The 25,572-nt window shown below is 54.1% G+C and carries 40 protein-coding genes; all 40 read right to left on the bottom strand.

The genetic code is table 11. The features are described 5' to 3' along the window. Positions 1 to 201 precede the first annotated feature (201 nt). The 40 genes from rpsI to rpoC all read right to left on the bottom strand — a co-directional run bounded on the left by rpsI (position 202) and on the right by rpoC (position 25,568). Positions 202 to 594: a 30S ribosomal protein S9 gene (gene rpsI, locus NZD89_RS01955; protein ID WP_268006182.1), complete on the bottom strand. Its 393-nt coding sequence runs from the start codon at positions 592 to 594 to the stop codon at positions 202 to 204. 15 nt (positions 595 to 609) lie between these two features. After that, positions 610 to 1,053: a 50S ribosomal protein L13 gene (rplM, locus tag NZD89_RS01950; RefSeq protein ID WP_268006181.1), complete on the bottom strand. Its 444-nt coding sequence runs from the start codon at positions 1,051 to 1,053 to the stop codon at positions 610 to 612. Between the two features lie 93 nt (positions 1,054 to 1,146). Then, complete coding sequence (gene truA / locus NZD89_RS01945) at positions 1,147 to 1,941, bottom strand: tRNA pseudouridine(38-40) synthase TruA (RefSeq protein WP_268006180.1); 795 nt, start codon at positions 1,939 to 1,941, stop codon at positions 1,147 to 1,149. Further along, positions 1,938 to 2,306 (bottom strand): 50S ribosomal protein L17, encoded by a 369-nt coding sequence (gene rplQ / locus NZD89_RS01940; RefSeq protein WP_268006179.1) that lies wholly within the window; start codon positions 2,304 to 2,306, stop codon positions 1,938 to 1,940. The genes truA and rplQ overlap by 4 nt, the downstream gene beginning before the upstream one ends. 37 nt (positions 2,307 to 2,343) lie before the next feature. Next, on the bottom strand, positions 2,344 to 3,282 hold the full coding sequence (locus NZD89_RS01935) for a DNA-directed RNA polymerase subunit alpha (RefSeq protein WP_268006178.1): 939 nt from the start codon (positions 3,280 to 3,282) through the stop codon (positions 2,344 to 2,346). Between the two features lie 63 nt (positions 3,283 to 3,345). Then, positions 3,346 to 3,972, bottom strand: a complete 627-nt coding sequence (gene rpsD, locus NZD89_RS01930) for a 30S ribosomal protein S4 (RefSeq protein ID WP_268006177.1) — start codon at positions 3,970 to 3,972, stop codon at positions 3,346 to 3,348. Positions 3,973 to 4,062: 90 nt separating this feature from the next. Further along, positions 4,063 to 4,464, bottom strand: coding sequence for a 30S ribosomal protein S11 (gene rpsK / locus NZD89_RS01925; protein ID WP_268008368.1), 402 nt, complete (start codon positions 4,462 to 4,464; stop codon positions 4,063 to 4,065). A 25-nt stretch (positions 4,465 to 4,489) separates the two neighbouring features. After that, on the bottom strand, positions 4,490 to 4,858 hold the full coding sequence (gene rpsM / locus NZD89_RS01920) for a 30S ribosomal protein S13 (protein ID WP_268006176.1): 369 nt from the start codon (positions 4,856 to 4,858) through the stop codon (positions 4,490 to 4,492). A gap of 162 nt (positions 4,859 to 5,020) precedes the next feature. Beyond that, entirely contained in the window at positions 5,021 to 5,134 is a 114-nt protein-coding gene (gene rpmJ, locus NZD89_RS01915) for a 50S ribosomal protein L36 (RefSeq protein WP_021296640.1), read from the bottom strand. 60 nt (positions 5,135 to 5,194) lie between these two features. Then, on the bottom strand, positions 5,195 to 5,413 hold the full coding sequence (gene infA / locus NZD89_RS01910) for a translation initiation factor IF-1 (protein WP_021296639.1): 219 nt from the start codon (positions 5,411 to 5,413) through the stop codon (positions 5,195 to 5,197). Next, on the bottom strand, positions 5,406 to 5,735 hold the full coding sequence (locus NZD89_RS01905; RefSeq protein WP_268008367.1) for a KOW domain-containing RNA-binding protein: 330 nt from the start codon (positions 5,733 to 5,735) through the stop codon (positions 5,406 to 5,408). The genes infA and NZD89_RS01905 overlap by 8 nt, the downstream gene beginning before the upstream one ends. Positions 5,736 to 5,745: 10 nt before the next feature. Beyond that, positions 5,746 to 6,396 (bottom strand): adenylate kinase, encoded by a 651-nt coding sequence (locus NZD89_RS01900; RefSeq protein WP_268006175.1) that lies wholly within the window; start codon positions 6,394 to 6,396, stop codon positions 5,746 to 5,748. A gap of 27 nt (positions 6,397 to 6,423) precedes the next feature. Then, positions 6,424 to 7,716 carry a preprotein translocase subunit SecY gene (gene secY, locus NZD89_RS01895; protein WP_268006174.1) on the bottom strand — a complete coding sequence of 431 codons (1,293 nt, stop codon included), beginning with the start codon at positions 7,714 to 7,716 and terminating at the stop codon, positions 6,424 to 6,426. A 1-nt stretch (position 7,717) separates the two neighbouring features. Further along, on the bottom strand, positions 7,718 to 8,161 hold the full coding sequence (gene rplO / locus NZD89_RS01890; protein WP_268006173.1) for a 50S ribosomal protein L15: 444 nt from the start codon (positions 8,159 to 8,161) through the stop codon (positions 7,718 to 7,720). 25 nt (positions 8,162 to 8,186) lie between these two features. Then, positions 8,187 to 8,375, bottom strand: coding sequence for a 50S ribosomal protein L30 (gene rpmD / locus NZD89_RS01885; RefSeq protein ID WP_268006172.1), 189 nt, complete (start codon positions 8,373 to 8,375; stop codon positions 8,187 to 8,189). 12 nt (positions 8,376 to 8,387) lie between these two features. Beyond that, the gene (rpsE, locus tag NZD89_RS01880; RefSeq protein WP_268006171.1) at positions 8,388 to 8,885 is read right to left on the bottom strand and encodes a 30S ribosomal protein S5; all 498 of its coding nucleotides are present in this window, start codon (positions 8,883 to 8,885) and stop codon (positions 8,388 to 8,390) included. A 21-nt stretch (positions 8,886 to 8,906) separates the two neighbouring features. After that, positions 8,907 to 9,266 (bottom strand): 50S ribosomal protein L18, encoded by a 360-nt coding sequence (gene rplR / locus NZD89_RS01875; protein WP_268006170.1) that lies wholly within the window; start codon positions 9,264 to 9,266, stop codon positions 8,907 to 8,909. Positions 9,267 to 9,298: 32 nt separating this feature from the next. Further along, complete coding sequence (gene rplF, locus NZD89_RS01870; RefSeq protein ID WP_268006169.1) at positions 9,299 to 9,838, bottom strand: 50S ribosomal protein L6; 540 nt, start codon at positions 9,836 to 9,838, stop codon at positions 9,299 to 9,301. Between the two features lie 24 nt (positions 9,839 to 9,862). Further along, positions 9,863 to 10,261: a 30S ribosomal protein S8 gene (gene rpsH / locus NZD89_RS01865; protein WP_268006168.1), complete on the bottom strand. Its 399-nt coding sequence runs from the start codon at positions 10,259 to 10,261 to the stop codon at positions 9,863 to 9,865. Between the two features lie 27 nt (positions 10,262 to 10,288). Next, positions 10,289 to 10,474 (bottom strand): type Z 30S ribosomal protein S14, encoded by a 186-nt coding sequence (locus NZD89_RS01860; RefSeq protein WP_268006167.1) that lies wholly within the window; start codon positions 10,472 to 10,474, stop codon positions 10,289 to 10,291. A gap of 24 nt (positions 10,475 to 10,498) precedes the next feature. Beyond that, positions 10,499 to 11,041 carry a 50S ribosomal protein L5 gene (gene rplE, locus NZD89_RS01855; RefSeq protein ID WP_268006166.1) on the bottom strand — a complete coding sequence of 181 codons (543 nt, stop codon included), beginning with the start codon at positions 11,039 to 11,041 and terminating at the stop codon, positions 10,499 to 10,501. Positions 11,042 to 11,069: 28 nt separating this feature from the next. Next, positions 11,070 to 11,381 carry a 50S ribosomal protein L24 gene (gene rplX / locus NZD89_RS01850; protein ID WP_268008366.1) on the bottom strand — a complete coding sequence of 104 codons (312 nt, stop codon included), beginning with the start codon at positions 11,379 to 11,381 and terminating at the stop codon, positions 11,070 to 11,072. A gap of 44 nt (positions 11,382 to 11,425) precedes the next feature. Beyond that, complete coding sequence (gene rplN / locus NZD89_RS01845) at positions 11,426 to 11,794, bottom strand: 50S ribosomal protein L14 (RefSeq protein ID WP_021296626.1); 369 nt, start codon at positions 11,792 to 11,794, stop codon at positions 11,426 to 11,428. A gap of 29 nt (positions 11,795 to 11,823) precedes the next feature. Next, on the bottom strand, positions 11,824 to 12,087 hold the full coding sequence (gene rpsQ, locus NZD89_RS01840; RefSeq protein WP_268008365.1) for a 30S ribosomal protein S17: 264 nt from the start codon (positions 12,085 to 12,087) through the stop codon (positions 11,824 to 11,826). 18 nt (positions 12,088 to 12,105) lie between these two features. Beyond that, positions 12,106 to 12,303, bottom strand: coding sequence for a 50S ribosomal protein L29 (gene rpmC, locus NZD89_RS01835; protein ID WP_268006165.1), 198 nt, complete (start codon positions 12,301 to 12,303; stop codon positions 12,106 to 12,108). After that, positions 12,290 to 12,727 (bottom strand): 50S ribosomal protein L16, encoded by a 438-nt coding sequence (gene rplP / locus NZD89_RS01830; RefSeq protein WP_268006164.1) that lies wholly within the window; start codon positions 12,725 to 12,727, stop codon positions 12,290 to 12,292. The genes rpmC and rplP overlap by 14 nt, the downstream gene beginning before the upstream one ends. Positions 12,728 to 12,730: 3 nt before the next feature. After that, a complete protein-coding gene (gene rpsC, locus NZD89_RS01825; RefSeq protein WP_268006163.1) occupies positions 12,731 to 13,414 on the bottom strand; it encodes a 30S ribosomal protein S3 in 684 nt (227 codons plus the stop codon). Between the two features lie 6 nt (positions 13,415 to 13,420). After that, a complete protein-coding gene (rplV, locus tag NZD89_RS01820) occupies positions 13,421 to 13,771 on the bottom strand; it encodes a 50S ribosomal protein L22 (RefSeq protein WP_268006162.1) in 351 nt (116 codons plus the stop codon). A 31-nt stretch (positions 13,772 to 13,802) separates the two neighbouring features. Further along, complete coding sequence (gene rpsS, locus NZD89_RS01815; RefSeq protein WP_268006161.1) at positions 13,803 to 14,084, bottom strand: 30S ribosomal protein S19; 282 nt, start codon at positions 14,082 to 14,084, stop codon at positions 13,803 to 13,805. 37 nt (positions 14,085 to 14,121) lie between these two features. Beyond that, the gene (gene rplB, locus NZD89_RS01810; protein ID WP_268006160.1) at positions 14,122 to 14,952 is read right to left on the bottom strand and encodes a 50S ribosomal protein L2; all 831 of its coding nucleotides are present in this window, start codon (positions 14,950 to 14,952) and stop codon (positions 14,122 to 14,124) included. A gap of 43 nt (positions 14,953 to 14,995) precedes the next feature. Beyond that, a complete protein-coding gene (rplW, locus tag NZD89_RS01805) occupies positions 14,996 to 15,283 on the bottom strand; it encodes a 50S ribosomal protein L23 (protein WP_268006159.1) in 288 nt (95 codons plus the stop codon). Next, on the bottom strand, positions 15,283 to 15,903 hold the full coding sequence (rplD, locus tag NZD89_RS01800) for a 50S ribosomal protein L4 (protein ID WP_268006158.1): 621 nt from the start codon (positions 15,901 to 15,903) through the stop codon (positions 15,283 to 15,285). The genes rplW and rplD overlap by 1 nt, the downstream gene beginning before the upstream one ends. 25 nt (positions 15,904 to 15,928) lie before the next feature. Beyond that, on the bottom strand, positions 15,929 to 16,558 hold the full coding sequence (gene rplC / locus NZD89_RS01795; RefSeq protein WP_268006157.1) for a 50S ribosomal protein L3: 630 nt from the start codon (positions 16,556 to 16,558) through the stop codon (positions 15,929 to 15,931). Positions 16,559 to 16,615: 57 nt separating this feature from the next. Further along, the gene (gene rpsJ / locus NZD89_RS01790) at positions 16,616 to 16,924 is read right to left on the bottom strand and encodes a 30S ribosomal protein S10 (RefSeq protein ID WP_268006156.1); all 309 of its coding nucleotides are present in this window, start codon (positions 16,922 to 16,924) and stop codon (positions 16,616 to 16,618) included. A 233-nt stretch (positions 16,925 to 17,157) separates the two neighbouring features. Further along, complete coding sequence (tuf, locus tag NZD89_RS01785) at positions 17,158 to 18,345, bottom strand: elongation factor Tu (RefSeq protein ID WP_268006155.1); 1,188 nt, start codon at positions 18,343 to 18,345, stop codon at positions 17,158 to 17,160. A 13-nt stretch (positions 18,346 to 18,358) separates the two neighbouring features. Next, positions 18,359 to 20,434 (bottom strand): elongation factor G, encoded by a 2,076-nt coding sequence (gene fusA / locus NZD89_RS01780; RefSeq protein WP_268006154.1) that lies wholly within the window; start codon positions 20,432 to 20,434, stop codon positions 18,359 to 18,361. 33 nt (positions 20,435 to 20,467) lie between these two features. Further along, complete coding sequence (gene rpsG, locus NZD89_RS01775) at positions 20,468 to 20,938, bottom strand: 30S ribosomal protein S7 (RefSeq protein WP_268006153.1); 471 nt, start codon at positions 20,936 to 20,938, stop codon at positions 20,468 to 20,470. Between the two features lie 63 nt (positions 20,939 to 21,001). Next, positions 21,002 to 21,418 carry a 30S ribosomal protein S12 gene (rpsL, locus tag NZD89_RS01770; protein ID WP_268006152.1) on the bottom strand — a complete coding sequence of 139 codons (417 nt, stop codon included), beginning with the start codon at positions 21,416 to 21,418 and terminating at the stop codon, positions 21,002 to 21,004. 122 nt (positions 21,419 to 21,540) lie between these two features. Continuing rightward, positions 21,541 to 21,798 (bottom strand): ribosomal L7Ae/L30e/S12e/Gadd45 family protein, encoded by a 258-nt coding sequence (locus NZD89_RS01765; protein WP_268006151.1) that lies wholly within the window; start codon positions 21,796 to 21,798, stop codon positions 21,541 to 21,543. Positions 21,799 to 21,917: 119 nt separating this feature from the next. Continuing rightward, entirely contained in the window at positions 21,918 to 25,568 is a 3,651-nt protein-coding gene (rpoC, locus tag NZD89_RS01760) for a DNA-directed RNA polymerase subunit beta' (protein WP_268006150.1), read from the bottom strand. Between the last annotated feature and the right edge of the window lie 4 nt (positions 25,569 to 25,572).

Genomic DNA, 25,572 nt, shown 5'->3' with positions numbered 1-25,572 from the left:
CAGCCCATGGGAAATCATGAACGGCTCACCGATACACTAGAAGAGCACAGCACGGGAGCGGTGTGGCGTCATCCTCATGTTAAATTGCGACGGACCCCGCGGCACAGTTCTATCCATCCAAATGCGTGCCTCTAACCGTTGCTAGACAGAAAAAAACAGGCAGCGCATAAATGCGCTGCCTGCCTGGTTGCCGATTCAATTTTAGCGCTTCGAGAACTGAGGCGCACGACGAGCGGCCTTCAAACCATACTTCTTACGTTCCTTCATACGAGCATCACGCGTGAGCAAGCCAGCCTTCTTCAGAGTCGTGCGAAGCTCTGGGTCGACTTTCAGCAATGCACGAGCAATGCCGTGGCGGATAGCACCAGCTTGACCGGACATTCCACCGCCATAGACGTTCGCGTGAACATCATACTGGCCCAGTGTCTCGGTCAGCAACATTGGTTGCTTCACGATGAGCTTCAGAGTCTCCAAACCGAAGTAATCGTTCATGTCACGCTTGTTAACATGAATGTTTCCGTCGCCAGGAACCAAACGTACACGAGCGACAGACGTTTTGCGCCGCCCAGTGGCCATATACTGTAAACGTGCCAAGGTTCTGCCCCTCCCTTATTCCTGCGTACCCGGTGTGAACGGTACAGGTTGTTGTGCTGCGTGCGGATGCTCAGGACCCGCATACACCTTGAACTTCTTGAGCTGTGCACGGCCTAGCGTGTTGTGTGGCAACATGCCGCGTACCGCATAGTACAGGACGCGCTCTGGGTGCTTTTCAAGCATTTCAGCAGCCGTGGTCTCTTTCAAACCACCCGGGTAACCGGAGTGACGGCGGTATTTCTTATCTTGCAGTTTCTTTCCGGTAAATTCAACCTTGTCCGCGTTGATGACGACAACAAAGTCACCGGTGTCAACGTGCGGTGTGAATTCTGGTTTATGTTTACCACGCAATATGGACGCAATATGTGTTGCAAGTCGACCTACACGCCAGCCTGCAGCATCAATTACATACCACTTGCGTTCAACGCTGTCAGGCTTAGCCATATACGTCGTACGCATGTTAGGATTCCCTCCGAATCGATGATTTGACCTTTGACGGTAACGGGGAGTCAGCGGGTCAAATATACCTGCATTATTTTATTACATGAGACCTCACAGATCAAGTACTCGCCCACCGTAAACGATTGGATATTCCACATTCCACAGACACAGACCATGTGCTGGAGCGGTCCTGCCAGCGGACACTCTGGATTTCGCGGCCAGAATGTCGGGGATGGCATCCGCGGAGATGTCCCCCAAGCCAACGTCTACAAGCGTGCCAGTGATAATTCGCACCATGTATTGTAAGAACCCGCTTCCCGAACAATACAGGAACGCGTCCTCACCTGACTCGACCACATTCACCTCGTAGATCCGGCGGACCTTGTCCTCCTGCGGTGCAGCCGCAGCACAAAAACTTGTGAAGTCGTGCTCTCCGACCAGGTGCGAGGCCGCTCGCTGCATCAATGCGATGTTCAGCGGTTCGCGAACGTGCCAAGAAAATCGATATTTAAATACGTCCGGATGCACACCCCGGAAAATATGATATCGGTACGTCTTGCGGACGACCGAAAACCGAGCGTGAAAGTCAGAATCGACGTTGTGAGCTGAGATGGGAATAATATCACTGGGAAGGCGGCCCGATAACACGTGTACCAACCGGTTTGCCGGCGGCCCATACGGGAGGTCGAAGTGAACAACTTGCGCTCGCGCATGAACGCCTCTATCCGTTCGTCCGGACCCATGTACGTCTATCTGGACCCCGAGTAAATTCGTGAGGGTCTCTTCAAGAACGCCTTGCACCGTTCGAAGTCCGTATTGACGAGCAAAGCCGTGGAAGTTCGCCCCGTCGTACGAGACGACGAGGCGAATGCGCCCTCCACGGCTTTGACCAGGTTCCGTACTCATTGAACGAGTTCAATCAGTACCATCGGAGCTGCATCGCCACGACGAGGCCCGATTTTCACAATGCGCGTATAACCGCCATTGCGCTCTTGATAACGATCTGCGAGAACACCAAACAACTTCTGGATAGCGTCCTGGTTCTCTTCCCCGTTGTCAAGATGTTCGCGGCGCACGTACGATGCAACCTGACGACGAGCGTGCAGGTCGCCACGCTTTGCCAGCGTGATCATTTTATCAGCAATGGACCGAAGTTCCTTTGCCTTCGCTTCCGTCGTTTGGATGCGCTCATACAGTACGAGGTCCGTTACCAGACTACGAAAGAGCGCCTTACGGTTGGAAGACGTACGGTTCAGTTTACGATAAGCCATCTTGTTCCCTCCTTCGCGTGAACACGACGCCTAGGGGTCAGTCGTCGTCGCGGAGGCCCAACCCTAAGCCCTCCAACTTTTCGACAACCTCTTCCAGAGACTTGCGTCCTAAATTGCGTACCTTCATCATTTCCTCTTCGGAACGAGAACACAGTTCCGAGACTGTATTGATGCCAGCGCGCTTCAAGCAATTGTACGAGCGAACCGAAAGGTCCAACTCCTCAATTGGCATATCCATCACGCGATCGTTCTGCGTGCTTTCCTTTTCGACCATCATATCGGTATCTTTACCGCGATCGGTCAGTCCTACGAAGAGCATCAAGTGATCCGTGAGAATCTTGGCCCCGACACTGACTGCCTCGTCCGGCGCTACGCTTCCGTCCGTCCAAACTTCCAGCGTCAGTTTGTCATAGTCCGTCACTTGACCAACACGTGTGTTCTCCACAGAGAAGTTGACACGCGAGATGGGCGCGTACAATGAGTCGATTGGAATTAAACCAATTTCCTGTTCGTCCGGCTTGTTCCGATGCGCAGGCACATAACCCCGGCCACGGCCGGCGCGGAGTTCGATGTAAACCCGGGCGCCTTCCGTGAGCGTTGCAATGTGCAAGTCCGGATTCATGATGTCTACATCCGAATCGGCTCGAATGTCAGCGGCTGTGATTGCTCCCGGATGATCCGCGTCGATGATAAGAACTTTCTCTTCGTCGGAGTGAATTTTGAGTGAGAGCCGTTTGAGATTGAGAATGACTTCGGTGACATCTTCCACAACGCCTGGAATTGTGGCGAACTCGTGAAGCACGCCCTCAATCTTAATCGCTCGAACAGCTGCGCCCGGAATGGACGACAGCAGAATTCGACGCAAAGAATTCCCGAACGTCGTACCGTAACCACGCTCTAGTGGCTCACAGACAAACTTGCCGTAGTTCTCCGTCTGCTCCACAATCTCAATCCGCGGCTTCTCTATTTCAATCATTCATAATCCTCCTTGTCGACGCTCGGAACCTGCCGGTCCATCCGTGCCTATGACGCAACCGGATTACCGCGAGTAGTGCTCGATAATCATCTGCTCTTCAACTGGTGTATCGATCTCTTCGCGAGCAGGCTTGCGCAGCACTGTCCCACTGAGGTTCTCCGCATCCAATTGAAGCCAAGCTGGAATCGTACGGCTGCTCAGTAGTTCGATGAGTTCCTTCACACGGCCTGCCTCACGGCTCTTCTCGCGAAGTGCGACCACGTCACCCTCGCGAACGAGGTAGGACGGGATGTCGACGCGACGACCGTTGACGCTGAAGTGACCGTGGCGAACCAACTGACGGGCTTCTTTGCGCGAAGCTGCCATGCCAAGACGATAAACCACGTTGTCGAGACGGCTCTCGAGCAATTCCAATAGGGTTTCACCGGTGACACCACGACGGCGACTAGCTTCCTCGTAGTAGCGTTCAAATTGACCTTCTAATACTCCGTAGTAACGGCGAGCCTTTTGCTTTTCGCGCAGCTGTTGACCGTACTCCGAATTGCGTTTGCGACCTTGTCCATGCTGACCAGGTGCATATGGCCGTTTGTCGATTGCACATTTCTCACTGAAGCAGCGGTCGCCCTTCAGATAGAGCTTAATGCCCTCGCGACGGCAGAGACGGCACACTGGGCCTGTATATCTTGCCATTCTAGTCTTGACACCTCCAATTTCATGTATACCCACGATGCATAAAACGAGTAAAACTCGTTCAAATTACGTTGTTGACGAGAACAGTCCTTATACGCGGCGGCGCTTTGGCGGACGGCAACCGTTGTGCGGAATTGGCGTCACGTCGCGGATACCGCTAACTTCGAGCCCTGCGGCCTGAAGTGCGCGAATCGCTGCCTCGCGACCAGCACCAGGACCCTTAACCGCGACCTCAACTGCCTTCATCCCGTGTTCCATAGCGGTGCGAGCGGCGGTTTCCGCAGCCATCTGAGCTGCGTACGGCGTGCTCTTACGCGAGCCTTTAAAGCCCACGTTTCCCGCGCTGGACCAGGAGATGACAGCCCCAGTCGGATCTGTGATGCTGACGATAGTATTGTTAAACGTGGAGCGAATGTGTGCCACACCCGATTCGACGTTCTTTCGATCACGACGGCGTGGACGAGCAGTCGTCCCACGACGCCCTGCTTTCACTTTAGCCAAACGTTACACCCCCTAATTACTTCTTCTTACCTGCTACAGTACGGCGAGGACCCTTACGCGTGCGCGCATTGGTCTTCGTGCGTTGACCGCGAACTGGCAGACCACGACGGTGACGAATGCCGCGGAAGCAACCAATCTCAGTTAGACGCTTAATATTCATGGCGATCTCACGACGCAAGTCGCCTTCTACTTTGTGGTTCTTTTCGATCTCGTCACGAAGACGAACTACTTCTTCTTCAGTCAATTCGTTGACACGACGGTTCGGATCAATTCCGGTCTCGGCCAGGATTTGATTCGACGTCGTACGACCAATGCCATAGATATACGTCAAGCCGACTTCCACACGCTTATCGCGTGGCAAATCGACGCCGGCAATACGAGCCATGCTGTCTGTCCACCTCCAGAGTATCATAAAATCTATAGAAACACGTTTACAGTCCCATAAAGAGGGCATCACGAAACGCGAGAAACCCGCGTTTCAGGACGTCACCTCTCGGGAATCAGCCGCGCTGTAAACGTGGTAGTACGTCGACGAGAGAAACTCTGCTCAACCTTGGCGTTGCTTGTGTTTAGGGTTTTCACAGATGACCATCACGTTGCCTTTGCGACGAATAACTTTACACTTCTCGCAAATCGGCTTGACAGAAGGCCGTACTTTCATCTAGAACCCTCCTCACTTGCGGTATCATACCGCATATTGAAGTGGAATACCAGTCTATTGTCACTTGTAACGGTAGGTAATCCTTCCACGACTTAAATCATAAGGGGAAAGTTCCACCGTGACCCGGTCTCCAGGTAAGATTTTGATGTAGTGCATCCGGATTTTACCGGACACATGCGCCAAAATCTTGTGGCCGTTCTCGAGTTCTACTCGGAACATTGCATTCGGCAACGGCTCAATGACCTTGCCTTCGACTTCAATCACATCGTCCTTAGCCACGAAACGCGCCTCCTTCTGCGCTGTCTTGTACCACCAACAAGCGCTCTTCTACAAACTTGCGGACCGCATATCGCAACTGTGCATTGTTGACGCGCCCATCTAACCGAAGCTTTTCAGCTACGTCCTCTGCAACGTACGTGAGCCTGCGAACATGCGCCGGGTTCTTCTTCTTCGGCTTATCGGCCCGGCGAACGGAACCATCCGCAATAAGAAGGAACTTTTGTTCCACATGTCCCACGACCACTGCGACGAGCCCTGTGTCTCTGCCCTGTACGACTTCGACCAAGGTGCCGACAGCTGGCAACTCACGAGGACTTTTCATCAATGCAGAGTCACCTCTCTATAGCCTGCAGGACCCGAGCTACGTCTGCAAACACTTCATCGATCGGCCGCTCACCTTCGATTTGGTGTAGGAGACCGCGCTCGCGGTAGTAGTCAATCAGAGGGGCTGTGTGCTTATACTGCTCGAGGCGGGTCTTGACGGCCTCCGCCGTATCGTCTGCCCGCTGATAGAGTTCCCCTCCACAGCGATCACAGATTCCCTCCTGCTTGGGCGGTTGGAAGACCGTGTGATACGTAGCCCCACACTCTTTGCAGATGCGTCGACCGGTGAGGCGCGCCAAGAGCACATCCTCATTCACATGGATGTACAGCACCGCATCGATGGGGCGCTGCAGTTCATCTAACATCACATCGAGAGCATTCGCCTGCTCCAACGTCCTCGGAAATCCATCCAATAGAAAGCCACGCTGTGCATCCTCTGCCTTGAACCGCTCGCGCACTACTTCGATGGTGATTTCGTCTGGCACAAGCCGACCACTATCGAGGAAGGACTTAAGCTGATTGCCTAGTTCCGTACCAGAGGCCACCGCGCGCCGGAACATGTCTCCGGTCGAAATATGCGGGATGCCGAATGACGCGGTGATGCGTTCGGCTTGGGTGCCCTTCCCAGCACCGGGAAGGCCAACGAGTATAACTTGCACCTGAGATCCCCCTTAATTTCACACTTCTTATCGAATGAACCCTTTGTACTGCCGCTGCAAAAGCTGTCCTTCCATCTGTTGCATCGTCTGCAACGCGACACCTACGATGATGATGAACGAGGTGCCGGTGATCGACACAGCGGAAGTCAACCCGATGCTCTGCAGCAAGACGTATGGCAACACTGCGATAAGCCCCAGGAACACAGAACCAAATGTCGTGACGCGATTGATGACTTTGACAATGTACAGTTCCGTATCGTATCCGGGCCGCACACCAGGGATAAACCCAGCGTGCTTTTGCAATTGTTCCGCCAGTTGCTGCGGATTGATTTGCACATGCGTGTAGAAGAACGAAAAGGCGATGATGAGCAGCACTTCCAGCACCATGTACCAGCTCGTGTTCGGACTCAGGTAACGCAGGACAAACGCTGCCCACGCATGTGTTTGAAAGTAAGTTGCAATGGTGTATGGCAAGATCAGGAGCGAAACCGCAAAGATGACGGGGATGACACCAGCCGCGATCACCTTAATCGGGATATACGACTGTTGTCCGCTGTAGACTGTCCGCCCCACGACTCGTTTCGCGTACTGAATGGGGATTTTCCGTTCCGCCTGTTGGATACAGACGATGAGCACGAAGATCACGATAATCCCAGCGAGGAGGAGCACGACCTTCAAAATGCTCAAGAATAGATGCCCAGACTGCCCCATGAACCATGTCGTATAGACGTCTTGACCCACGCTCGAAAAGCGCGCCAAGATACCCACGAAGATGATGATGGATATGCCGTTCCCGACACCCTTCTCCGTAATCATCTCACCAAACCACATCAACAGCGTATCGCCCGTCGTCAGCGTCAAGACAATGACGGCGTACGACCACCAATCATCAGCACCAGGCAACAGCAAGCCGCTCCGGTGAAACATATACGTGAATCCGGCGGCTTGAACCAATCCGAGGCCGACCGTCAGATACCGCGTAATTTGTGTTAATCGCTGTCGTCCAGATTCGCCTTCCTTCTGCCACTCCTCAAACCGAGGAACGACACCAGACTGCAACAACTGAACGATAATCGACGCCGTAATGTACGGCGTGACACTCATCGCAAATATAGAAAACCGGTAGAACGCACCACCGGAGAACATATTCAACAGGTTAAACAACGCGTTGTTACCCTGCCCGGAATTCAGCGCACCGACGTTCATGCCGGGTACCGGAATGTACGACCCAATCCGATACACGGCAATCACCATCAAAGTAAACAAAATCCGATTGCGAAGATGTTTCAGGCGCCACAAGTTCAGAGTGGCATTCCACACGTTAAATCACCTCAACGGTGCCGCCAGCTGCTTCAATTTTAGCCGCAGCAGCTGTGGAAAACGCGTGAGCTTTCACCGTGAGCTTCACTTGCAATTCACCAGTTCCGAGAACCTTCAAACCATCGAGAGGTTCACGGATGATGCGCTTTTCGAGCAACAGCTCAGGCGTGACCACCGTACCCGGCTCGAGGTCTGCAAGCGCAGCGACGTTAACCGTCGCGTACACCTTGGCAAAACGCTTGTTGTTGAAACCGCGCTTTGGCAGACGACGGAACAGCGGAGTTTGACCACCTTCAAAGCCGATGCGTACGCCGCCGCCGGAACGAGCCCATTGGCCTTTGTGGCCGCGGGTAGAAGTCTTGCCCATGCCGGAACTCGAACCACGACCGACGCGCTTCTTCGAATGACGGGAACCAGGTTGGGCTTTCAGTTCGTGTAACTGCATCCTAAGACACCTCCTTTTGAGTTAATTACGCCTCTTGCTCAACCACTTCAACCAGGTGCGAAATGCGATTGATCATTCCGCGAATGACTGGTGTATCCGTGCGAACAACGGTTTGGTGCAATTTCGTCAGCCCGAGAGCCACCGCGGTCTTTCGTTGATTTTCGGGGCGGCCGACGGGGCTCTTCTTCAGCGTGATCGCCAATGTTTTGGCCATGTGGGCGCCTCCTTAACCAAGAATTTCTTCTACGCTCTTACCGCGCAGACGAGCGACTTCGTCGGCGCGTTTCAATTGAGCCAACGCGTCGAGTGTTGCATGAACCATGTTGATTGGGTTCGTGGAACCCAGGGACTTGGTGACGATGTCCTTGATGCCGGCGAGCTCGAGCACTGCACGTGCAGGCCCACCAGCGATGACGCCGCTACCTTGTGGAGCCGGCTTGATGAGAACGCGACCAGCACCGAAACGACCAAGGGACTCGTGCGGAATGGACGTCCGCTTCATCGGTACATGAATCAAGTTCTTCTTCGCGTCGTCGATCGCCTTGCGGATAGCGTCAGGAACTTCCTGAGCTTTACCCATACCAGCGCCGACATACCCGTTCTGGTCACCTACAACCACGAGTGCGGAGAAGGAGAAACGGCGACCGCCTTTCACTACCTTCGCAACACGATTGACGGATACTACGCGTTCGGACAATTCGAGTTGATTTGGATCAATGCGCACGTGAACACCTTCCTCTCTTTATTAGAATTCGAGACCTGCCTCGCGAGCAGCTTCAGCCAGTGCTTTGATACGACCGTGGTACAGGTAACCGCCGCGATCGAATACGATGGTCTTGTAGCCTTTTTCAATGGCGCGTTGTGCGATGACCGTGCCGATCTGACGAGCAGCCTCCACATTTCCGCCGTTTACGTCTAAGCCCTTTTCCGACGTCGATGCGCTGGCCAACGTTGCACCGCTCACATCGTCGATCAGTTGAGCGTAAATATGTTTGTTTGAGCGAAACACATTCAAACGCGGACGCTCAGCGGTTCCGGATACACGTCCACGTACACGTACATGCCGGCGTTTACGCGCTACGTTGCGATTTGCCTTTGTAATCAAGCGTGTTCACTCCTTTCACGATGTCCTTTGGATTACTTCTTACCAGTCTTACCAACCTTACGACGAACGGTCTCGCCTTCGTAACGAATACCTTTGCCTTTATACGGTTCCGGTGGACGAAGCTCGCGTACCTTCGCTGCATAGGAGCCCACAAGTTCCTTATCGATGCCGCGTACGACCAACTTCGTCTGCGCCGGGACTTCTACATCGATACCTTCCACGGCCGGCAACTCGACCGGGTGGGAGAAACCGAGGGACAGCGTGACTTTGGAACCAGCCTTGTTGGCGCGGTAACCGACGCCGACCAGGTCGAGGTTCTTGACAAAGCCGTTCGTCACACCTTCGATCATGTTTGCGACCACACTGCGGGTGGTCCCGTGCAGCGCCTTGTGCTTCTTCTCGTCGCTTGGGCGCTCTACGCGGATTTCAGAATCCTCGATTACGATGTTCATATCCGGATGCAGTTCGCGGTCAAGTTGGCCTTTCGGGCCCTTGACGCTAATGTGCGCTCCGTCCAATTTCACTTCGACACCAGATGGAACCGGAATCGGTTTACGTCCTGTGCGGGACATACTTACACCTCCAATCGTGCGGAATTACCAAATGTAACAGAGCACTTCGCCGCCAATACCTTGTTGGCGAGCTTCGCGATCCGTCAAAATACCCTTTGAAGTCGACAGAATGGCGACGCCAAGACCACCGAGGACGCGCGGAATGTTGTCATGGTTGACATACACGCGCAGGCCTGGCTTACTGATGCGCTTCAATCCTGTAATTACGCGTTCCTGACCTTTTCCGTACTTCAGGAACAGACGAATCACGCCTTGCTGGTTGTCGTCGACAAACTCCGTATCGCGAACGTAACCCTCGTTCTTGAGGATTTCAGCGATGGAACGCTTCATGTTCGATCCCGGAATTTCAACCTTCTCGTGACGCACTTGGTTCGCGTTGCGAATCCGCGTCAACATATCCGCAATCGGATCGGAAATAATCATAATTCAATGCCCTCCTTCCCGAAGAACTTACCAACTAGCTTTCTTTACGCCCGGCAGCTGACCTTTGTATGCCAGCTCACGGAAGCAGATACGGCAGATACCGAACTTGCGGAGCACCGAGTGTGGACGTCCGCAGACGCGGCAACGTGTATAGGCACGCGTGCTGAACTTAGGTTGACGCTGTGCTTTCACAATCATGGACTTTTTGGCCACGGTCTCTACCTCCTAAAATTAGATTTACGACTTCCGGAACGGCATGCCGAGCTCCTTGAGCAATGCACGCGCTTCTTCGTCTGTTTTTGCCGTCGTGACGACGACAACTTCCATACCACGAACCTTATCGACTTGGTCATAGTCGATTTCAGGGAAAATCAACTGTTCACGAAGACCGAGGGTGTAGTTCCCACGACCGTCAAACGCGCGTTCCGAAACACCACGGAAGTCACGAACGCGCGGCAGCGCAACGTTCATCAGCTTATCGAGGAAGTGATACATGCGCTCACCGCGCAGCGTCACCTTCGCACCGATTGCCATGCCTTCACGCAGACGGAAACCCGCGATGGATTTCTTAGCGCGCGTCACAACCGGCTTTTGACCGGTGATAAGCGTCAAATCACCAACTGCGCTGTCGATGACCTTTGGATTCTGCGTCGCCTCACCAAGACCCAAGTTGATGACGACTTTCTCCACCTTCGGCACCTGCATCACGTTCTTGTACGAGAACTGATTCATGAGCGCCGGTACGACTTCACTGCGATACGTATCATACAAACGAGCCAATCGTGCGACCTCCCTTCACCTGGCTACTTTAGTCCAATGTTTCGCCAGACTTTTTCGCATAACGTACTTTCTTGCCATCCTCGAGCACTTTAAACCCGACACGCGTCGCAGCACCCGTCTTCGGGTCTGCAATCGCGACGTTTGAAACGTGGATCGGCGCTTCCTTCTCGACGATACCGCCGTCTGGGTTCCCCGCATTCGGCTTGGTGTGGCGCTTCACGACGTTCACACCCTCAACGATGACGCGGCCTTCCTTCGGGAATACCTGAAGAATGCGCCCCGACTTCTTCTTGTCCTTACCAGCGATGACAACAACCTTATCGCCAGCCTTGACACGCATCTTAGCCAAACTTGACACCTCCCGCATGAGCAAAATCTTGTGTTTTATAGCACTTCCGGCGCAAGCGAGATGATCTTCATGAAGTCCCGGTCGCGGAGCTCTCGGGCAACGGGCCCAAAGATACGCGTACCACGTGGGCTCTTATCTTCACGGATAATCACTGCTGCGTTTTCGTCGAACCGGATATGTGAACCGTCGTTGCGACGGTAGCCGCGCTTGCTGCGAACGATGACCGCCTTCACAACGTCACCCTTCTTGACAACGCCACCGGGTGTTGCACTCTTGACGGACGCGACGATGATATCACCGATGTTGGCCGTTTTACGGTTCGATCCGCCCAAAACACGGAAGCACATAATTTCCTTAGCTCCAGAGTTGTCAGCGACGACCAGACGCGTTTGTGGTTGAATCATGCGGCATCCTCCCTTCTCTTAAGCAATCGTCAGATGATAACTGCCTTCTCGATAATTTCGACCAGACGCCAGCGCTTGTCTTTGCTAAGCGGACGAGTCTCCATGATACGCACGACATCGCCGATTTTCGCTTCATTGTTCTCGTCGTGCGCCTTGAACTTGGTGGTGCGGCGAATCGTCTTGCCATAGAGACGGTGTTTCACGTTGTCTTCGACCGCGACGACAATCGTCTTGTTCATCTTGTCGCCCACAACTTTGCCGATACGTTCCTTGCGTTCGTTGCGTTCCACGATAGGGCCTCCTTCCTAGAGTTAGCTAATGCCGAGCTCGCGCTGACGCAAAACCGTCTTAACACGCGCGATATCTTTACGCACTTGACGAATGCGCATTGGGTTTTCCAATTGCCCTGTCGCGAGTTGGAAGCGGAGATTGAACAGCTCATCCTTGAGCTGTTCAACGCGGCTCGCGAGTTCTTCACTGCTCAAACCGCGCAACTCAGTTGCCTTCATTTGCGTCACCACCCACTTCGTCACGAACGATGAACTTCGTCTTAATCGGCAGCTTGTGTGCAGCAAGACGCATCGCTTCGCGAGCAATTTCTTCACTAACGCCGGCGATCTCGAACATCACACGGCCTGGTTTAACGACTGCAACCCACTTCTCCGGCGAACCCTTACCACTACCCATGCGCGTTTCTGCTGGTTTTTGGGTAACTGGCTTGCTCGGGAAGATTTTAATCCATACTTTACCGCCACGACGCATATAACGTGTCATGGCGATACGAGCCGCCTCGATCTGACGGTTGGTAATCCACGCTGGTTCCAGCGCTTGCAAACCGTACTGACCGAACGCGATTTCGTTACCGCCCTTGGATTGACCTTTCATCCGCCCGCGGAACTCTTTTCTGTGCTTGACGCGTTTCGGCATCAACATGGGTTACTTACCTCCTTCGACAGCGTCCTGCGGTTGCTCCGAAGCAGCCTTCGCGCGCTGCGGGAGAATTTCACCGCGGTAGACCCAAACCTTTACGCCAATTCGACCATAGGTCGTGTGCGCTTCCGACAACGCGTAGTCAATGTCTGCACGCAGCGTGTGGAGCGGAACTGTACCCTCGGAATACCCTTCGGTACGAGCGATTTCCGCACCGCCCAAACGGCCAGAGACCTGTACACGAACACCTTTCGCGCCTGCGCGCATCGAACGTTGAATCGCTTGTTTCAACGCACGGCGGAAGGAAACGCGACGTTCCAGCTGTTGTGCGATGTTCTCGCCGACGAGCTTTGCAGAGAGGTCCGGCGTCTTGATTTCCGAAATGGAAATGTGGACGCGCTTGCCTGTCAACTCGTTCAGACTGTTGCGGAGCGCATCGACCTCTGAACCACCCTTACCGATGACCATGCCTGGCTTTGCGGTGTGCACCGTCACATTGATACGGTTGGCCGCACGTTCGATGTCCACCGATGCGACGGACGCATCCTTTAAACGACGAGCAACGTAGTTCCGGATTTTGAGGTCCTCGTGCAAGAGGTCCTGGTAATCTTTCTTATTCGCAAACCATTTCGCTTCCCAGTCGCGAATGATTCCGATTCGTAGACCAACGGGGTTAACCTTTTGACCCATGCCGCATTATCCCTCCTTCTTTTCAGCAACCACAACGGTGACGTGGCTGGTACGTTTGAAGATACTAAACGCACGACCTTGTGCGCGTGGGTGGAAACGTTTCAGGGTAGGACCCTCATCCACGTAGATTTCCTTTACGAACAACCGACCGGCGTCCATGTTGTGGTTGTTCTCCGCGTTTGCGATGGCAGACTTCAGCACCTTCTCAACCACCGGCGATCCAGCGCGCGGGGTGAACTTGAGAATCGCCAACGCCTCGTTTGTGTCTTTGCCGCGAACGAGATCGACGACCAAGCGCATCTTGCGAGGTGCAATACGGATATACTTAGCAACTGCGCGGGTTTGCGTGGCTTCCATGCATCAAACCTCCTTACCTACTAAAGTCCAATTAGCGAGAACGGGATGACTTTTCATCTCCAGCGTGACCTTTGAACGTACGCGTCGGAACGAATTCGCCGAGCTTGTGACCTACCATGTCCTCGCTCACGTATACTGGCACGTGTTTGCGGCCGTCGTGCACCGCGAACGTGTGACCAACGAACTGCGGGAAGATGGTCGAACGGCGAGACCAGGTCTTGATGACCTTCTTATCACCAGCGGCGTTTTGAGCTTCGACCTTCTTCATCAGGTGATCGTCACAAAATGGACCCTTCTTTAAGCTACGAGTCAATGTCGTGTGCCTCCCTTCCTAAGCCGTATCTATACGATTACTTCGTACGGCGACGAACGATATACTTATCCGTCGGGTGGTTCTTCTTGCGCGTCTTTTTACCCAACGTTGGCTTGCCCCAAGGTGACATCGGAGACTTGCGGCCGATTGGCGCACGCCCTTCGCCACCACCATGTGGGTGATCCACAGGGTTCATAACGGAACCGCGAACGGTCGGACGACGACGCATCCAACGGCTGCGACCCGCCTTACCAATGTTGATGTTCTCGTGGTCCAGGTTGCCCACTTGACCGACGGTTGCGCGGCACTCGATGCGCACGCGGCGAACTTCACCAGAGGACAGACGAAGCGTGGCGTACACGCCTTCGCGCGCCATCAACTGTGCAGAAGCACCTGCGGCACGAGCGATTTGTCCACCTTTACCAGGCTTCAACTCGATGTTGTGAACCACCGTACCGACTGGGATATTCGCCAGCGGCAACGTGTTGCCAACGCGAATGTCTACGTCTGTACCAGAATGAATCGAGTCACCGACTTTCAAACCGTGAGGCGCGATAATGTAGCGCTTCTCACCATCCGCATAGTGCAGGAGCGCAATGCGAGCGGACCGGTTTGGATCATACTCGATGGTCGCGACCTTAGCCGGAATCCCATCCTTGTTGCGCTTAAAGTCGATAATGCGATATTGACGCTTGTGTCCGCCACCGTGGTGACGAACGGTGATTTTGCCCTGGTGGTTGCGGCCAGCACGGTTTTTCAGCGGCGCAAGCAGGGACTTTTCAGGCGTGTCTGTCGTGATCTCATCAAAAGCAGAGACAGACATGAAGCGGCGGCCCGGCGATGTCGGGCGATACTTCTTCACAGCCACACTGACAACCTCCCTCGTTCAATAAACCTAGATTCCGTAATCCTTACGCCTCGCCGAAAAAGTCGATCTGCTTCGAGTCAGCCGCAAGTTTGACAATGGCCTTTTTGCGGTCGGACGTGCGTCCAACGTGACGGCCAACGCGCTTTTGCTTACCCGTTTGGTTCATCGTGTGCACCTGTTCAACTTTTACGTCGAACAGCTTTTCGATGGCCTTGCGGATTTCAACTTTATTCGCACGAGGGTCAACCTCGAATACGTACTTGTTCTCTTCCATCAACTCACTGGAACGTTCGGTGATGACTGGGCGTTTAATGAGGTCCCGCGGATCCATTAGGCGAATACCTCCTCGACCTTCGCCACAGCATCCTTCGTCAATACGAGGTGCTCGTGACGGAGAAGTTCGTACACGTTGACGCCATTGGCATCCATGTACTTGACACCCTCAATGTTACGGGTGGAAAGATAAGCCGGCTGTTTCTTCTCACTATCCAGAATAAGAGCCTTCTTGAGTTTCAAGTTATTGAGGATAGCTGCCATCTCTTTCGTCTTCGGCTGTTCGATGTTCAAACCATCGAGAACGATGACTTTTCCATCGGCAACCTTCGAAGACAAGGCGCTGTAAAGTGCGAGACGACGAACTTTTTTCGGCACTGAGAACGCATAGGAACGAGGTGTTGGTCCAAAGACTACACCGCCGCCCTTCCACTGTGGTGAACGCGTGCTACCCTGACGGGCACGACCCGTTCCCTTCTGGCGCCATGGCTTACGGCCACCGCCAGCAACCTCAGAGCGATTCTTGACCTTGTGTGTACCTGCACGGCGCGCCGCAAGGTATTGCAGCACGACTTGGTGCATCAAATCGGAGCGGATTGGAGCGCCAAAGAGCTTGTCATTGAGCTGAATCTCCGAAACCTGCTCACCCGCTGTGTTATAAACTGCAACCGTCGGCATCACTTCTGCCTCCTTTCAAACCGCCTTATTCGCTAACCTTAACTGCTGAACGTACAGTCACGTACGAGTTTTTCGGACCTGGAACAGAACCCTTGACCAGCAAGATGTTCTTGTCAACGTCGACTTTAACGACTTCGAGATTTTGAACCGTTACGCGCTCGCCACCCATGCGGCCAGCCATCGTTTGACCTTTAAACGTGCGGTTCGGGGCAACTGCACCCAAAGAACCAACGCCACGATGGTACTTAGAACCGTGAGACATCGGTCCGCGATGTTGATTGTGCCGCTTGATTGGACCAGCATAGCCCTTACCCTTCGACACACCGATGACATCAACAGATTCTCCAGCTGCGAATACGTCAGCTTTCAACTGCTGACCAACCTCATACACAGCCATGTCTACACCACGAAACTCGCGAACAAACCGCTTTGGAGCTGTTCCAGCCTTCTCAGCGTGGCCCTTCTCCGCCTTCGTAGCGCGATTCGCCTTTTGGTCCGCAAAACCGACCTGAATCGCCTCGTACCCATCAACAGCTACTTCACGTTTTTGGAGTACGACGCACGGACCTGCCTCAATCACAGTCACCGGTACGACCTGACCTTCTTCCGTAAAGACCTGCGTCATACCGAGTTTACGACCGAGAATCCCTTTCATGTGTGCACCTCCCTAGGGCCGTTTGACGCAACGGCACCACGTGTATCATTCCGAAGCTTATAGCTTAATTTCGATGTCAACACCCGACGGCAAGTCCAAACGCATGAGCGAATCGACCGTTTGCGGCGTCGGATTGTTAATGTCAATCAAACGCTTATGCGTACGCATTTCAAATTGCTCGCGAGAATCCTTGTACTTGTGAGGTGCGCGAAGAATCGTGTACACTTCGCGTTCCGTCGGCAATGGAATCGGACCAGAAACCTTGGCCCCCGACCGTTTTGCCGTATCGACAATACGCTCTGCCGATTGATCAAGAATCTGATGGTCATACGCTTTGAGTCGAATGCGAATCTTTTGCTTAGCCATATGTTTTCCCTCCTTTATCGCCCATTTAGTTGGACATACTCCACGGAAATTCCCCCATCGGTATCCCATATGGCATCGGACACATAGGCAACCTTCCGCTTCATCGCAATAAGAGACCAACATGCGGTATTATACTAGACCAATCGCCCTTTGACAAGAAAAAGCTTTAAAAAAATCCGGGACAGGTTTACCTGTCCCGGATTCTAACCTTCTCAGAGAAGTAATAACACTTCTTACTTGGTGATAGACGAGACGACGCCAGCGCCGACCGTACGTCCACCTTCGCGGATGGAGAAGCGAGTACCTTCTTCAACAGCGATAGGAGCGATAAGTTCTACCTTGATAGCGACGTTGTCGCCAGGCATAACCATCTCGGTTCCTTCTGGAAGCGAAACAACGCCCGTTACGTCCGTTGTACGGAAGTAGAATTGTGGACGGTAGCCGTTAAAGAACGGAGTGTGACGTCCGCCTTCTTCCTTCGTCAGAACGTAAACTTCTGCGGAAAACTGTGTGTGTGGGTTGATGCTGCCTGGTTTGCAGACAACCTGGCCACGTTCGATGTCCTTACGCTCAACACCGCGGAGAAGCGCGCCGATGTTGTCACCAGCTTCTGCGGAATCGAGGAGCTTACGGAACATCTCAATACCCGTTGCAACCGTTTTGCGGCTTTCTTCGTGCAAGCCGACGATTTCAACTTCGTCGCCAACCTTGAGCGCGCCACGTTCTACACGACCGGTAGCAACCGTACCGCGACCCGTGATGGTGAACACGTCCTCGACCGGCATCAAGAAAGGCTTGCTCGTATCGCGTTCTGGCGTTGGGATGTAGCTGTCAACAGCTTCCATCAACTCTTCGATCTTCGCGATGTAAGCCGGGTCGCCTTCGAGAGCCTTCAGTGCGGAACCGCGGATAACCGGAATGTCGTCGCCAGGGAATTCGTACTCGCTGAGGAGTTCGCGAACTTCCATCTCGACGAGTTCGAGAAGCTCTTCGTCGTCAACCATGTCGCACTTGTTCAGGAAGACAACCAAGTAAGGTACGCCGACCTGACGGGACAGAAGGATGTGCTCGCGCGTTTGTGGCATTGGGCCGTCAGCAGCGGACACGACGAGGATACCGCCGTCCATCTGAGCAGCACCGGTGATCATGTTCTTGACATAGTCAGCGTGTCCTGGGCAGTCGACGTGCGCATAGTGGCGATTGTCGGTCTCGTACTCAACGTGAGCGGTGTTGATGGTGATACCGCGTTCGCGTTCTTCTGGAGCCTTGTCGATCTCGTCATACTTTTGCGCTTGCGCCTTACCCTTGGAAGCTTGTACGCTCGTGATAGCAGCCGTCAACGTGGTCTTACCATGGTCGACGTGGCCGATGGTACCAATGTTAACGTGCGGTTTGCTACGATCAAATTTTGCCTTTGCCACGAAACTTCACTCCTTATTCGCCTTTGCTCTTCTTAATGATTGCTTCAGCTACGCTCTTCGGCACTTCCTCATAGGCAGCCAATTCCATTGCAAACGTACCGCGCCCTTGTGTGCGGGAACGAAGCGATGTCGTATAACCGAACATCTCCGACAATGGAACGAAGCCACGAACGATGCTCGCGTTGTTACGCGAATCCATGCCCTCTACGCGACCGCGGCGAGAGTTGATGTCACCGAGGATGTCCCCCATATATTCTTCAGGGACGGTGACTTCAACCTTCATGACTGGTTCCAACAGTACCGGGCTAGCCTTTTGTGCGCCAGCCTTAAGTGCCATCGAACCAGCAATCTTAAACGCCATTTCTGACGAGTCGACGTCGTGATAGGAACCGTCGTACAAGGACGCTTTCACATCGACGAGCGGATAACCAGCGATGACGCCACTCCGCAGCGCTTCGTGAATACCTTCTTCGACGGCCGGGATGTATTCCTTCGGAATCGCACCACCGACGACCTTGTTTTCAAAGACAAATCCCTCGCCGCGTTCCAGCGGTTCGAAGATGACTTTGACGTGACCATACTGACCGCGTCCACCAGACTGGCGAACGAATTTGCCTTCTTGGTCAACGCGCTTCGTGATGGTTTCACGATAGGCAACCTGCGGCATACCTACGTTACAATCCACCTTGAATTCGCGTTGCATGCGGTCGACGATGACCTCCAAGTGCAACTCGCCCATACCTTGAATGATGGTCTGACCGGTTTCCTGGTCTGTGTATGTTTTGAAGGTCGGATCCTCTTCCGCCAGCTTCGACAGGGCGATACCCATCTTATCCTGGTCGGCCTTCGTCTTCGGCTCAATTGAGACCGAAATAACTGGATCCGGAAACTCCATCGACTCGAGCAGCACAACGCTCTTTTCGTCGCAAAGCGTGTCGCCCGTCGTGGTGTCCTTCAAACCAACTGCAGCTGCAATGTCACCAGAGTACACCTGGGAGATCTCCTCACGGTGGTTGGCGTGCATCTGCAGGATGCGACCAATGCGTTCCCGCTTGCCCTTGGTGGAGTTGAGCACGTACGAACCGCTTTGCAGGATACCTGAGTAAACGCGGAAGAAGGCCAACTTACCCACAAACGGGTCGGTCATAATTTTGAAGGCGAGCGCAGAGAACGGCTCTTCGTCAGACGAATGGCGTTCAATTTCTTCACCTTCTGGCGTAACGCCCTTGATGGCCGGAACGTCAATCGGTGCCGGAAGGTACTCGACGACAGCATCCAACATGAGCTGGACGCCCTTGTTCCGGTAGGATGAACCGCAAAGAACCGGGAACAGCTGAACGCTGACGGTACCCTTGCGAAGCGCAGCCTTGATTTCTGGAATGGTGATTTCTTCACCCTCCAGGTACTTCATCATCAACTCTTCATCTACTTCGGCAACTGCCTCGACGAGTTCCGTGCGCTTCTCTTCCGCCAACTCCTTCATGTCAGCAGGAATTTCAGCGTCTTCGGAATGCGTGCCGAGGTCGTCGGTGTAAATGATGGCCTTCATTTCAACAAGGTCAATGATGCCGCGGAATTCATCCTCCGCACCAATTGGCAGTTGAATCGGAACAGCTTTCGCTCCAAGTCGAGTTTTCATCTGTTCGACACAGGACAGGAAGTCCGCGCCGATGATGTCCATCTTGTTGACATAGGCAATGCGAGGAACATGGTACTTGTCCGCTTGACGCCACACCGTTTCCGACTGTGGCTCAACGCCGCCCTTGGCGTCGAAGACCGCGCAAGCGCCATCGAGTACGCGCAAGGAACGTTCGACTTCAACGGTGAAGTCGACGTGTCCTGGCGTATCGATTATGTTGATGCGGTGTTCTTTCCACTGGGCGGTCGTAGCAGCGGACGTGATGGTGATACCACGCTCTTGTTCCTGGACCATCCAGTCCATGGTCGCTGCACCATCGTGAACTTCACCGATTTTGTGCACACGCCCAGTATAGAACAGAATACGCTCGGTGGTCGTCGTCTTACCGGCATCAATGTGAGCAATGATTCCGATGTTGCGCGTACGCTCGAGCGGAAATTCGCGTGCCATCCCGCCGCCTCCTTCCAAGTTAGAAAATCAATCCTACCAGCGGTAGTGAGCGAAAGCCTTGTTGGCTTCGGCCATACGGTGTGTGTCTTCGCGTTTGCGAACGGCACCACCCGTATTGTTTGCTGCGTCGAGCAACTCGTTCGCCAACTTCTCTTCCATGGTCTTTTCACCACGGAGGCGAGAGTAGTTGACCAACCAGCGCAGGCCCAACGTCACGCGACGGTCATTGCGAACTTCAATCGGCACTTGGTAGTTCGATCCGCCGACACGGCGAGCCTTGACTTCGAGCACCGGCATGATGTTGCGCATCGCCGTTTCAAACACTTCCATCGGGTCTTTGCCAGAACGTTCGCGAATCAGGTCAAACGCACCGTAGACGATACGCTGCGAAACACCCTTCTTCCCGTCCAGCATCACCTTGTTGATGAGGCGACTAACAAGCTTGTTCCCGTAAATCGGATCCGGCAATACATCACGCTTTGGAACAGGTCCTTTACGCGGCACGGAACACCCTCCTTCCTAATTTCGGTAACTTCAACGAGTTATCTAATCCATTTGGCAAGAAGCTTACTTCGCCTTTGGACGCTTTGCACCGTACTTCGAACGGCCCTGCATGCGATCTTTCACGCCTGCGGTGTCCAAAGCACCACGAACGATGTGATAACGAACACCCGGAAGGTCCTTTACACGACCACCGCGAACGAGCACGACAGAGTGCTCTTGGAGGTTGTGTCCAATCCCTGGGATGTACGCGGTCACTTCGATTGTATTGGTCAAACGCACACGAGCGTATTTACGAAGAGCCGAGTTCGGCTTCTTCGGGGTCATCGTACCAACACGAGTGCACACACCACGCTTCTGCGGTGACGGCAGGTCCGTCAAAGACTTGACGTGACTGTTGTACCCCTTTTGCAGCGCCGGTGCCGTGGACTTCTTCAGGATGTCCTTGCGACCCTTGCGAACTAATTGATTAATCGTCGGCATAACTGCACCTCCCCTCATTGCAATCAAACCTGTTGGACAGGTTACCGCCAAGCCCACAGAGCCTGGTGGTTCATCGATGAGCAAACAAAACGCCAAAGACAACACACCAAACTAGACCAGCATCACTCTGAGATGATGCTTGCCGTAGCCGCACCAACTTCAATCCCACAAGCTTTACCGAGTGTCCGCATCGTGTCAACCCACTCAATCGGAACGCGTTGTTTCGTTGCCAACTGAACCACCGGGTCGATGACGCGGACTTCAGCATCGCGGGCTACGTAGAGCCGCACGATATGCTCAGCAGACTGTTTGAGTACCTTTAACGTCTGGTTCGTGCCTATGGTCTTTTTCCTCGCTTGGCGTATGTCGTCAAGTGACACCGCACGAGCCTCCCCCAATGGAAAACACCGCGCTGACGCACACTACGGAATTCTATCACCGAGGTTTCTGGGCTGTCAACTCCATTTCGCAGGTTGACAGCCCCGAATCCATAGGTAGTTTATTCAACCGTATGTGCAGGCTCAGCTTTTAACGCATCTTCTCCATCATGTACCACATCTGCGGACCCTTCGTCCGAAGATTCCTCCTCGCCTGCCATACCAATCTGGCGATAACGAGACATACCAGTACCTGCTGGAATCAACTTACCTATAATAACGTTCTCCTTGAGACCGAGCAAGCGGTCAACTTTTCCTTTGATGGCCGCTTCCGTCAAGACGCGCGTGGTCTCTTGGAAGGATGCAGCCGACAGGAAGGAGTCCGTTTCGAGCGAAGCCTTCGTAATACCGAGCAGCGCAGGACGTGCGACTGCCGGTTCCCGACCCGACAACAGCGCGACTTTGTTCGCAGCTTCGTAGTCGAAGAGATCGACATACGTACCCGGAAGCAAATCCGTGTCGCCTGCGTCCAGAATGCGCACTTTGCGCAACATCTGACGGACCATGACTTCGACGTGCTTGTCGTTGATGTCGACGCCCTGTAGACGATAGACTCGTTGCACTTCGCGCAACAGGTAGTTTTGAACGCCCTGCAGCCCTTTGACGCGCAACATCTCTTTCGGATCTACGGAGCCTTCCGTCAGTTCTTCGCCCGCTTCGAGACTTTGCCCGACCGTCACGCGAATTCTTGAGCCGTATGGAATTTGATAGATCTTCGTCTCGCTCTCGCCCTGAAGCTCGATCTCGCGCTTATCCTTACCTTCACGGATGTCGGAAATCGTGCCTTCGAACTCAGAGATCACAGCCTGGCCTTTCGGATTCCGAGCCTCGAACAACTCCTGAATACGCGGCAAACCTTGCGTGATGTCGTCGCCCGCCACACCACCGGTGTGGAACGTGCGCATCGTCAACTGGGTACCTGGTTCACCGATGGACTGCGCCGCGATAATCCCGACTGCCTCACCGATCTCGACCATCTTCCCGGTCGCCAAGTTGCGTCCATAACAATGGATGCAGACGCCGTGGCGCGTGCGACAAGTGAGAACGGAACGAATGTAAACCTCTTTCAACCCAGATTTGACGATGGTGTCAGTTGCCTCTTCGTCGATCAGCTGGTTCTTCGCGACAATCAGCTCACCCGTTTGCGGATGATAGATGTCCTGGAACGCGATACGCCCTTCGAGCCGGTCTCCGATCTCCTCGATAACCTCGCGGCCATCGCGGATTTCGGCAACGCGAAGACCTTTATCCGTCCCACAGTCGACTTCGCGAACGATGGTATCCTGCGCGACGTCGACGAGACGGCGTGTGAGATATCCCGAGTCAGCGGTACGAAGCGCCGTGTCTGCCAACCCCTTGCGGGCACCGTGCGTCGAGATGAAGTACTCCAACACGGTGAGGCCTTCACGGAAGTTCGACTTAATCGCCAACTGAATAATTTCACCAGACGGATTGGCCATGAGGCCACGCATACCTGCGAGCTGCGTGATCTGTGAGTTACTACCGCGCGCACCAGAGGTCGCCATCATATAAATCGGGTTGAATTCGTTCATACTCTCCATCAAGGTGGTAGAGATGTTCTCCTTCGCTTCCGACCAAATCTGACTGAACGTAATGTACTGTTCTTCCTCGGTGATCAAACCGCGGCGGTACTGTTGTTTCAGCTTGTGTTCCTTCGCCTCAGCCTCTTCGATGATGCGATGCTTTTCATCTGGAACCACGATGTCGCTGACGGCGATGGTGATGCCGGCACGGGTCGAATAGTTGAACCCAAGCCGTTTCACCCGGTCGAGAATCTCCGCAGTCATCGTCGTGCCATAGCGGCGGAAACACTCACCGAGAATATTCCCGAGGTCCTTCTTGATTACGGCCTTAGGAATAGCACGGCGTTCCAGAGCTTCCCTCGGGTTGATTCCCTTATCGAAGATGAACGTCTCATCCGGTGCGCCCGACAACAGGTTCTGCTTCGCAGCGGAGTTCAGATACGGGAAGTCCGCCGGGAAGATGCTGTTGAAGATCAGTTTACCTGGCGTCGTAATCAGCAGTGCATTCTGCTGCGCCTCCGTCAAGCTGGTCTTCTCCAACACTTTCGCCGGGACGATAATCCGGGATTGCAACGTGACGAGTCCGTTGTGGCGTGCGTACTCCACTTCGGACATCGACGAGAAGATGCTTCCCTCGCCAGGTGCTCCCTCGCGCTCAATCGTCAGGTAGTATGGGCCGAGGACCATGTCCTGCGTCGGCGTCACGACCGGTTTGCCGTCCTTCGGGTTCAAGATGTTGTGCGCAGCCAACATGAGCAGACGGGCCTCGGCTTGCGCTTCCGCGGACAACGGCACGTGAACAGCCATCTGGTCACCGTCGAAGTCAGCGTTATACGCCGTACATACGAGCGGGTGCAGCTTGATGGCGCGACCTTCGACGAGCGTCGGTTCGAACGCCTGAATGCCTAGGCGGTGCAGCGTTGGAGCACGGTTGAGCAGCACAGGGTGCGCCTTGATGACATCCTCCACGACGTCCCAAACTTCAGGAGAGACGCGCTCGACTTTGCGCTTGGCACTTTTGATGTTGTGAGCGAGACCGCGTGACACCAGTTCCTTCATGACAAACGGTTTGAACAGCTCCAACGCCATTTCCTTGGGAAGCCCGCACTGATACATGCGCAGTTCCGGACCTACCACAATGACAGAGCGTCCGGAGTAGTCGACGCGCTTGCCCAGCAGGTTCTGGCGGAAGCGACCCTGCTTGCCCTTCAACATGTGCGACAAACTCTTGAGCGGTCGGTTGCCAGGCCCCGTGACCGGTCGTCCGCGACGGCCGTTGTCGATGAGGGCGTCCACCGCTTCTTGAAGCATGCGCTTCTCGTTCTGGACGATAATATCCGGCGCGCCGAGATCTAATAACCGCTTCAGGCGGTTATTCCGGTTGATGACCCGTCGATACAGATCATTCAGGTCCGACGTCGCGAAGCGTCCGCCGTCCAGTTGAACCATCGGACGCAGATCCGGAGGAATGACCGGAAGTGCCTCGAGGATCATCCACGCTGGGCGGTTGCCGGACGCGCGAAACGCCTCGACGACTTCCAGGCGCTTGATCGCGCGATTGCGGCGTTGACCTTGCGCAGAGCGAAGTTCCTCGCGGAGGAAGTCCACTTCGCGGTCCAGGTCTATCTCCTGCAGCAACGAACGGATCGCTTCAGCACCCATGCCCGCCTGAAACGCGTAGCCGTATTTCTCGCGATAGGAGCGGTACTCCTTCTCGCTGAGCAGTTGTTTCTTTTCTAGCGGCGTATCGCCGGGGTCCGTGACGACGTATGACGCGAAGTAGATGACTTCCTCGAGCGCCCGCGGCGACATGTCGAGGACCAAGCCCATGCGGCTTGGAATCCCCTTGAAATACCAAATGTGTGACACCGGAGCAGCCAATTCAATGTGCCCCATCCGCTCGCGGCGAACCTTGGCACGCGTCACTTCAACGCCACAGCGGTCACAGACGACACCCTTGTAGCGGATGCGCTTGTACTTCCCACAATGACACTCCCAGTCCCTCGTGGGACCGAAGATCTTCTCGCAGAACAGCCCCTCTTTTTCAGGGCGTAACGTACGATAGTTGATGGTCTCCGGCTTCTTCACTTCACCATGAGACCAAGACCGAATCTTTTCTGGTGATGCCAGCCCGATTTTCATGAACTCGAAGTTGTTCACGTCTAGCAAATCG

The organism is Alicyclobacillus fastidiosus, assembly GCF_026651875.1.
GTDB classification, from domain to species: Bacteria; Bacillota; Bacilli; order Alicyclobacillales; family Alicyclobacillaceae; genus Alicyclobacillus; species Alicyclobacillus fastidiosus.
The sequence above is the reverse complement of the archived record's forward strand: the minus strand, read 5'-3'. Positions and strand labels throughout refer to the sequence as shown.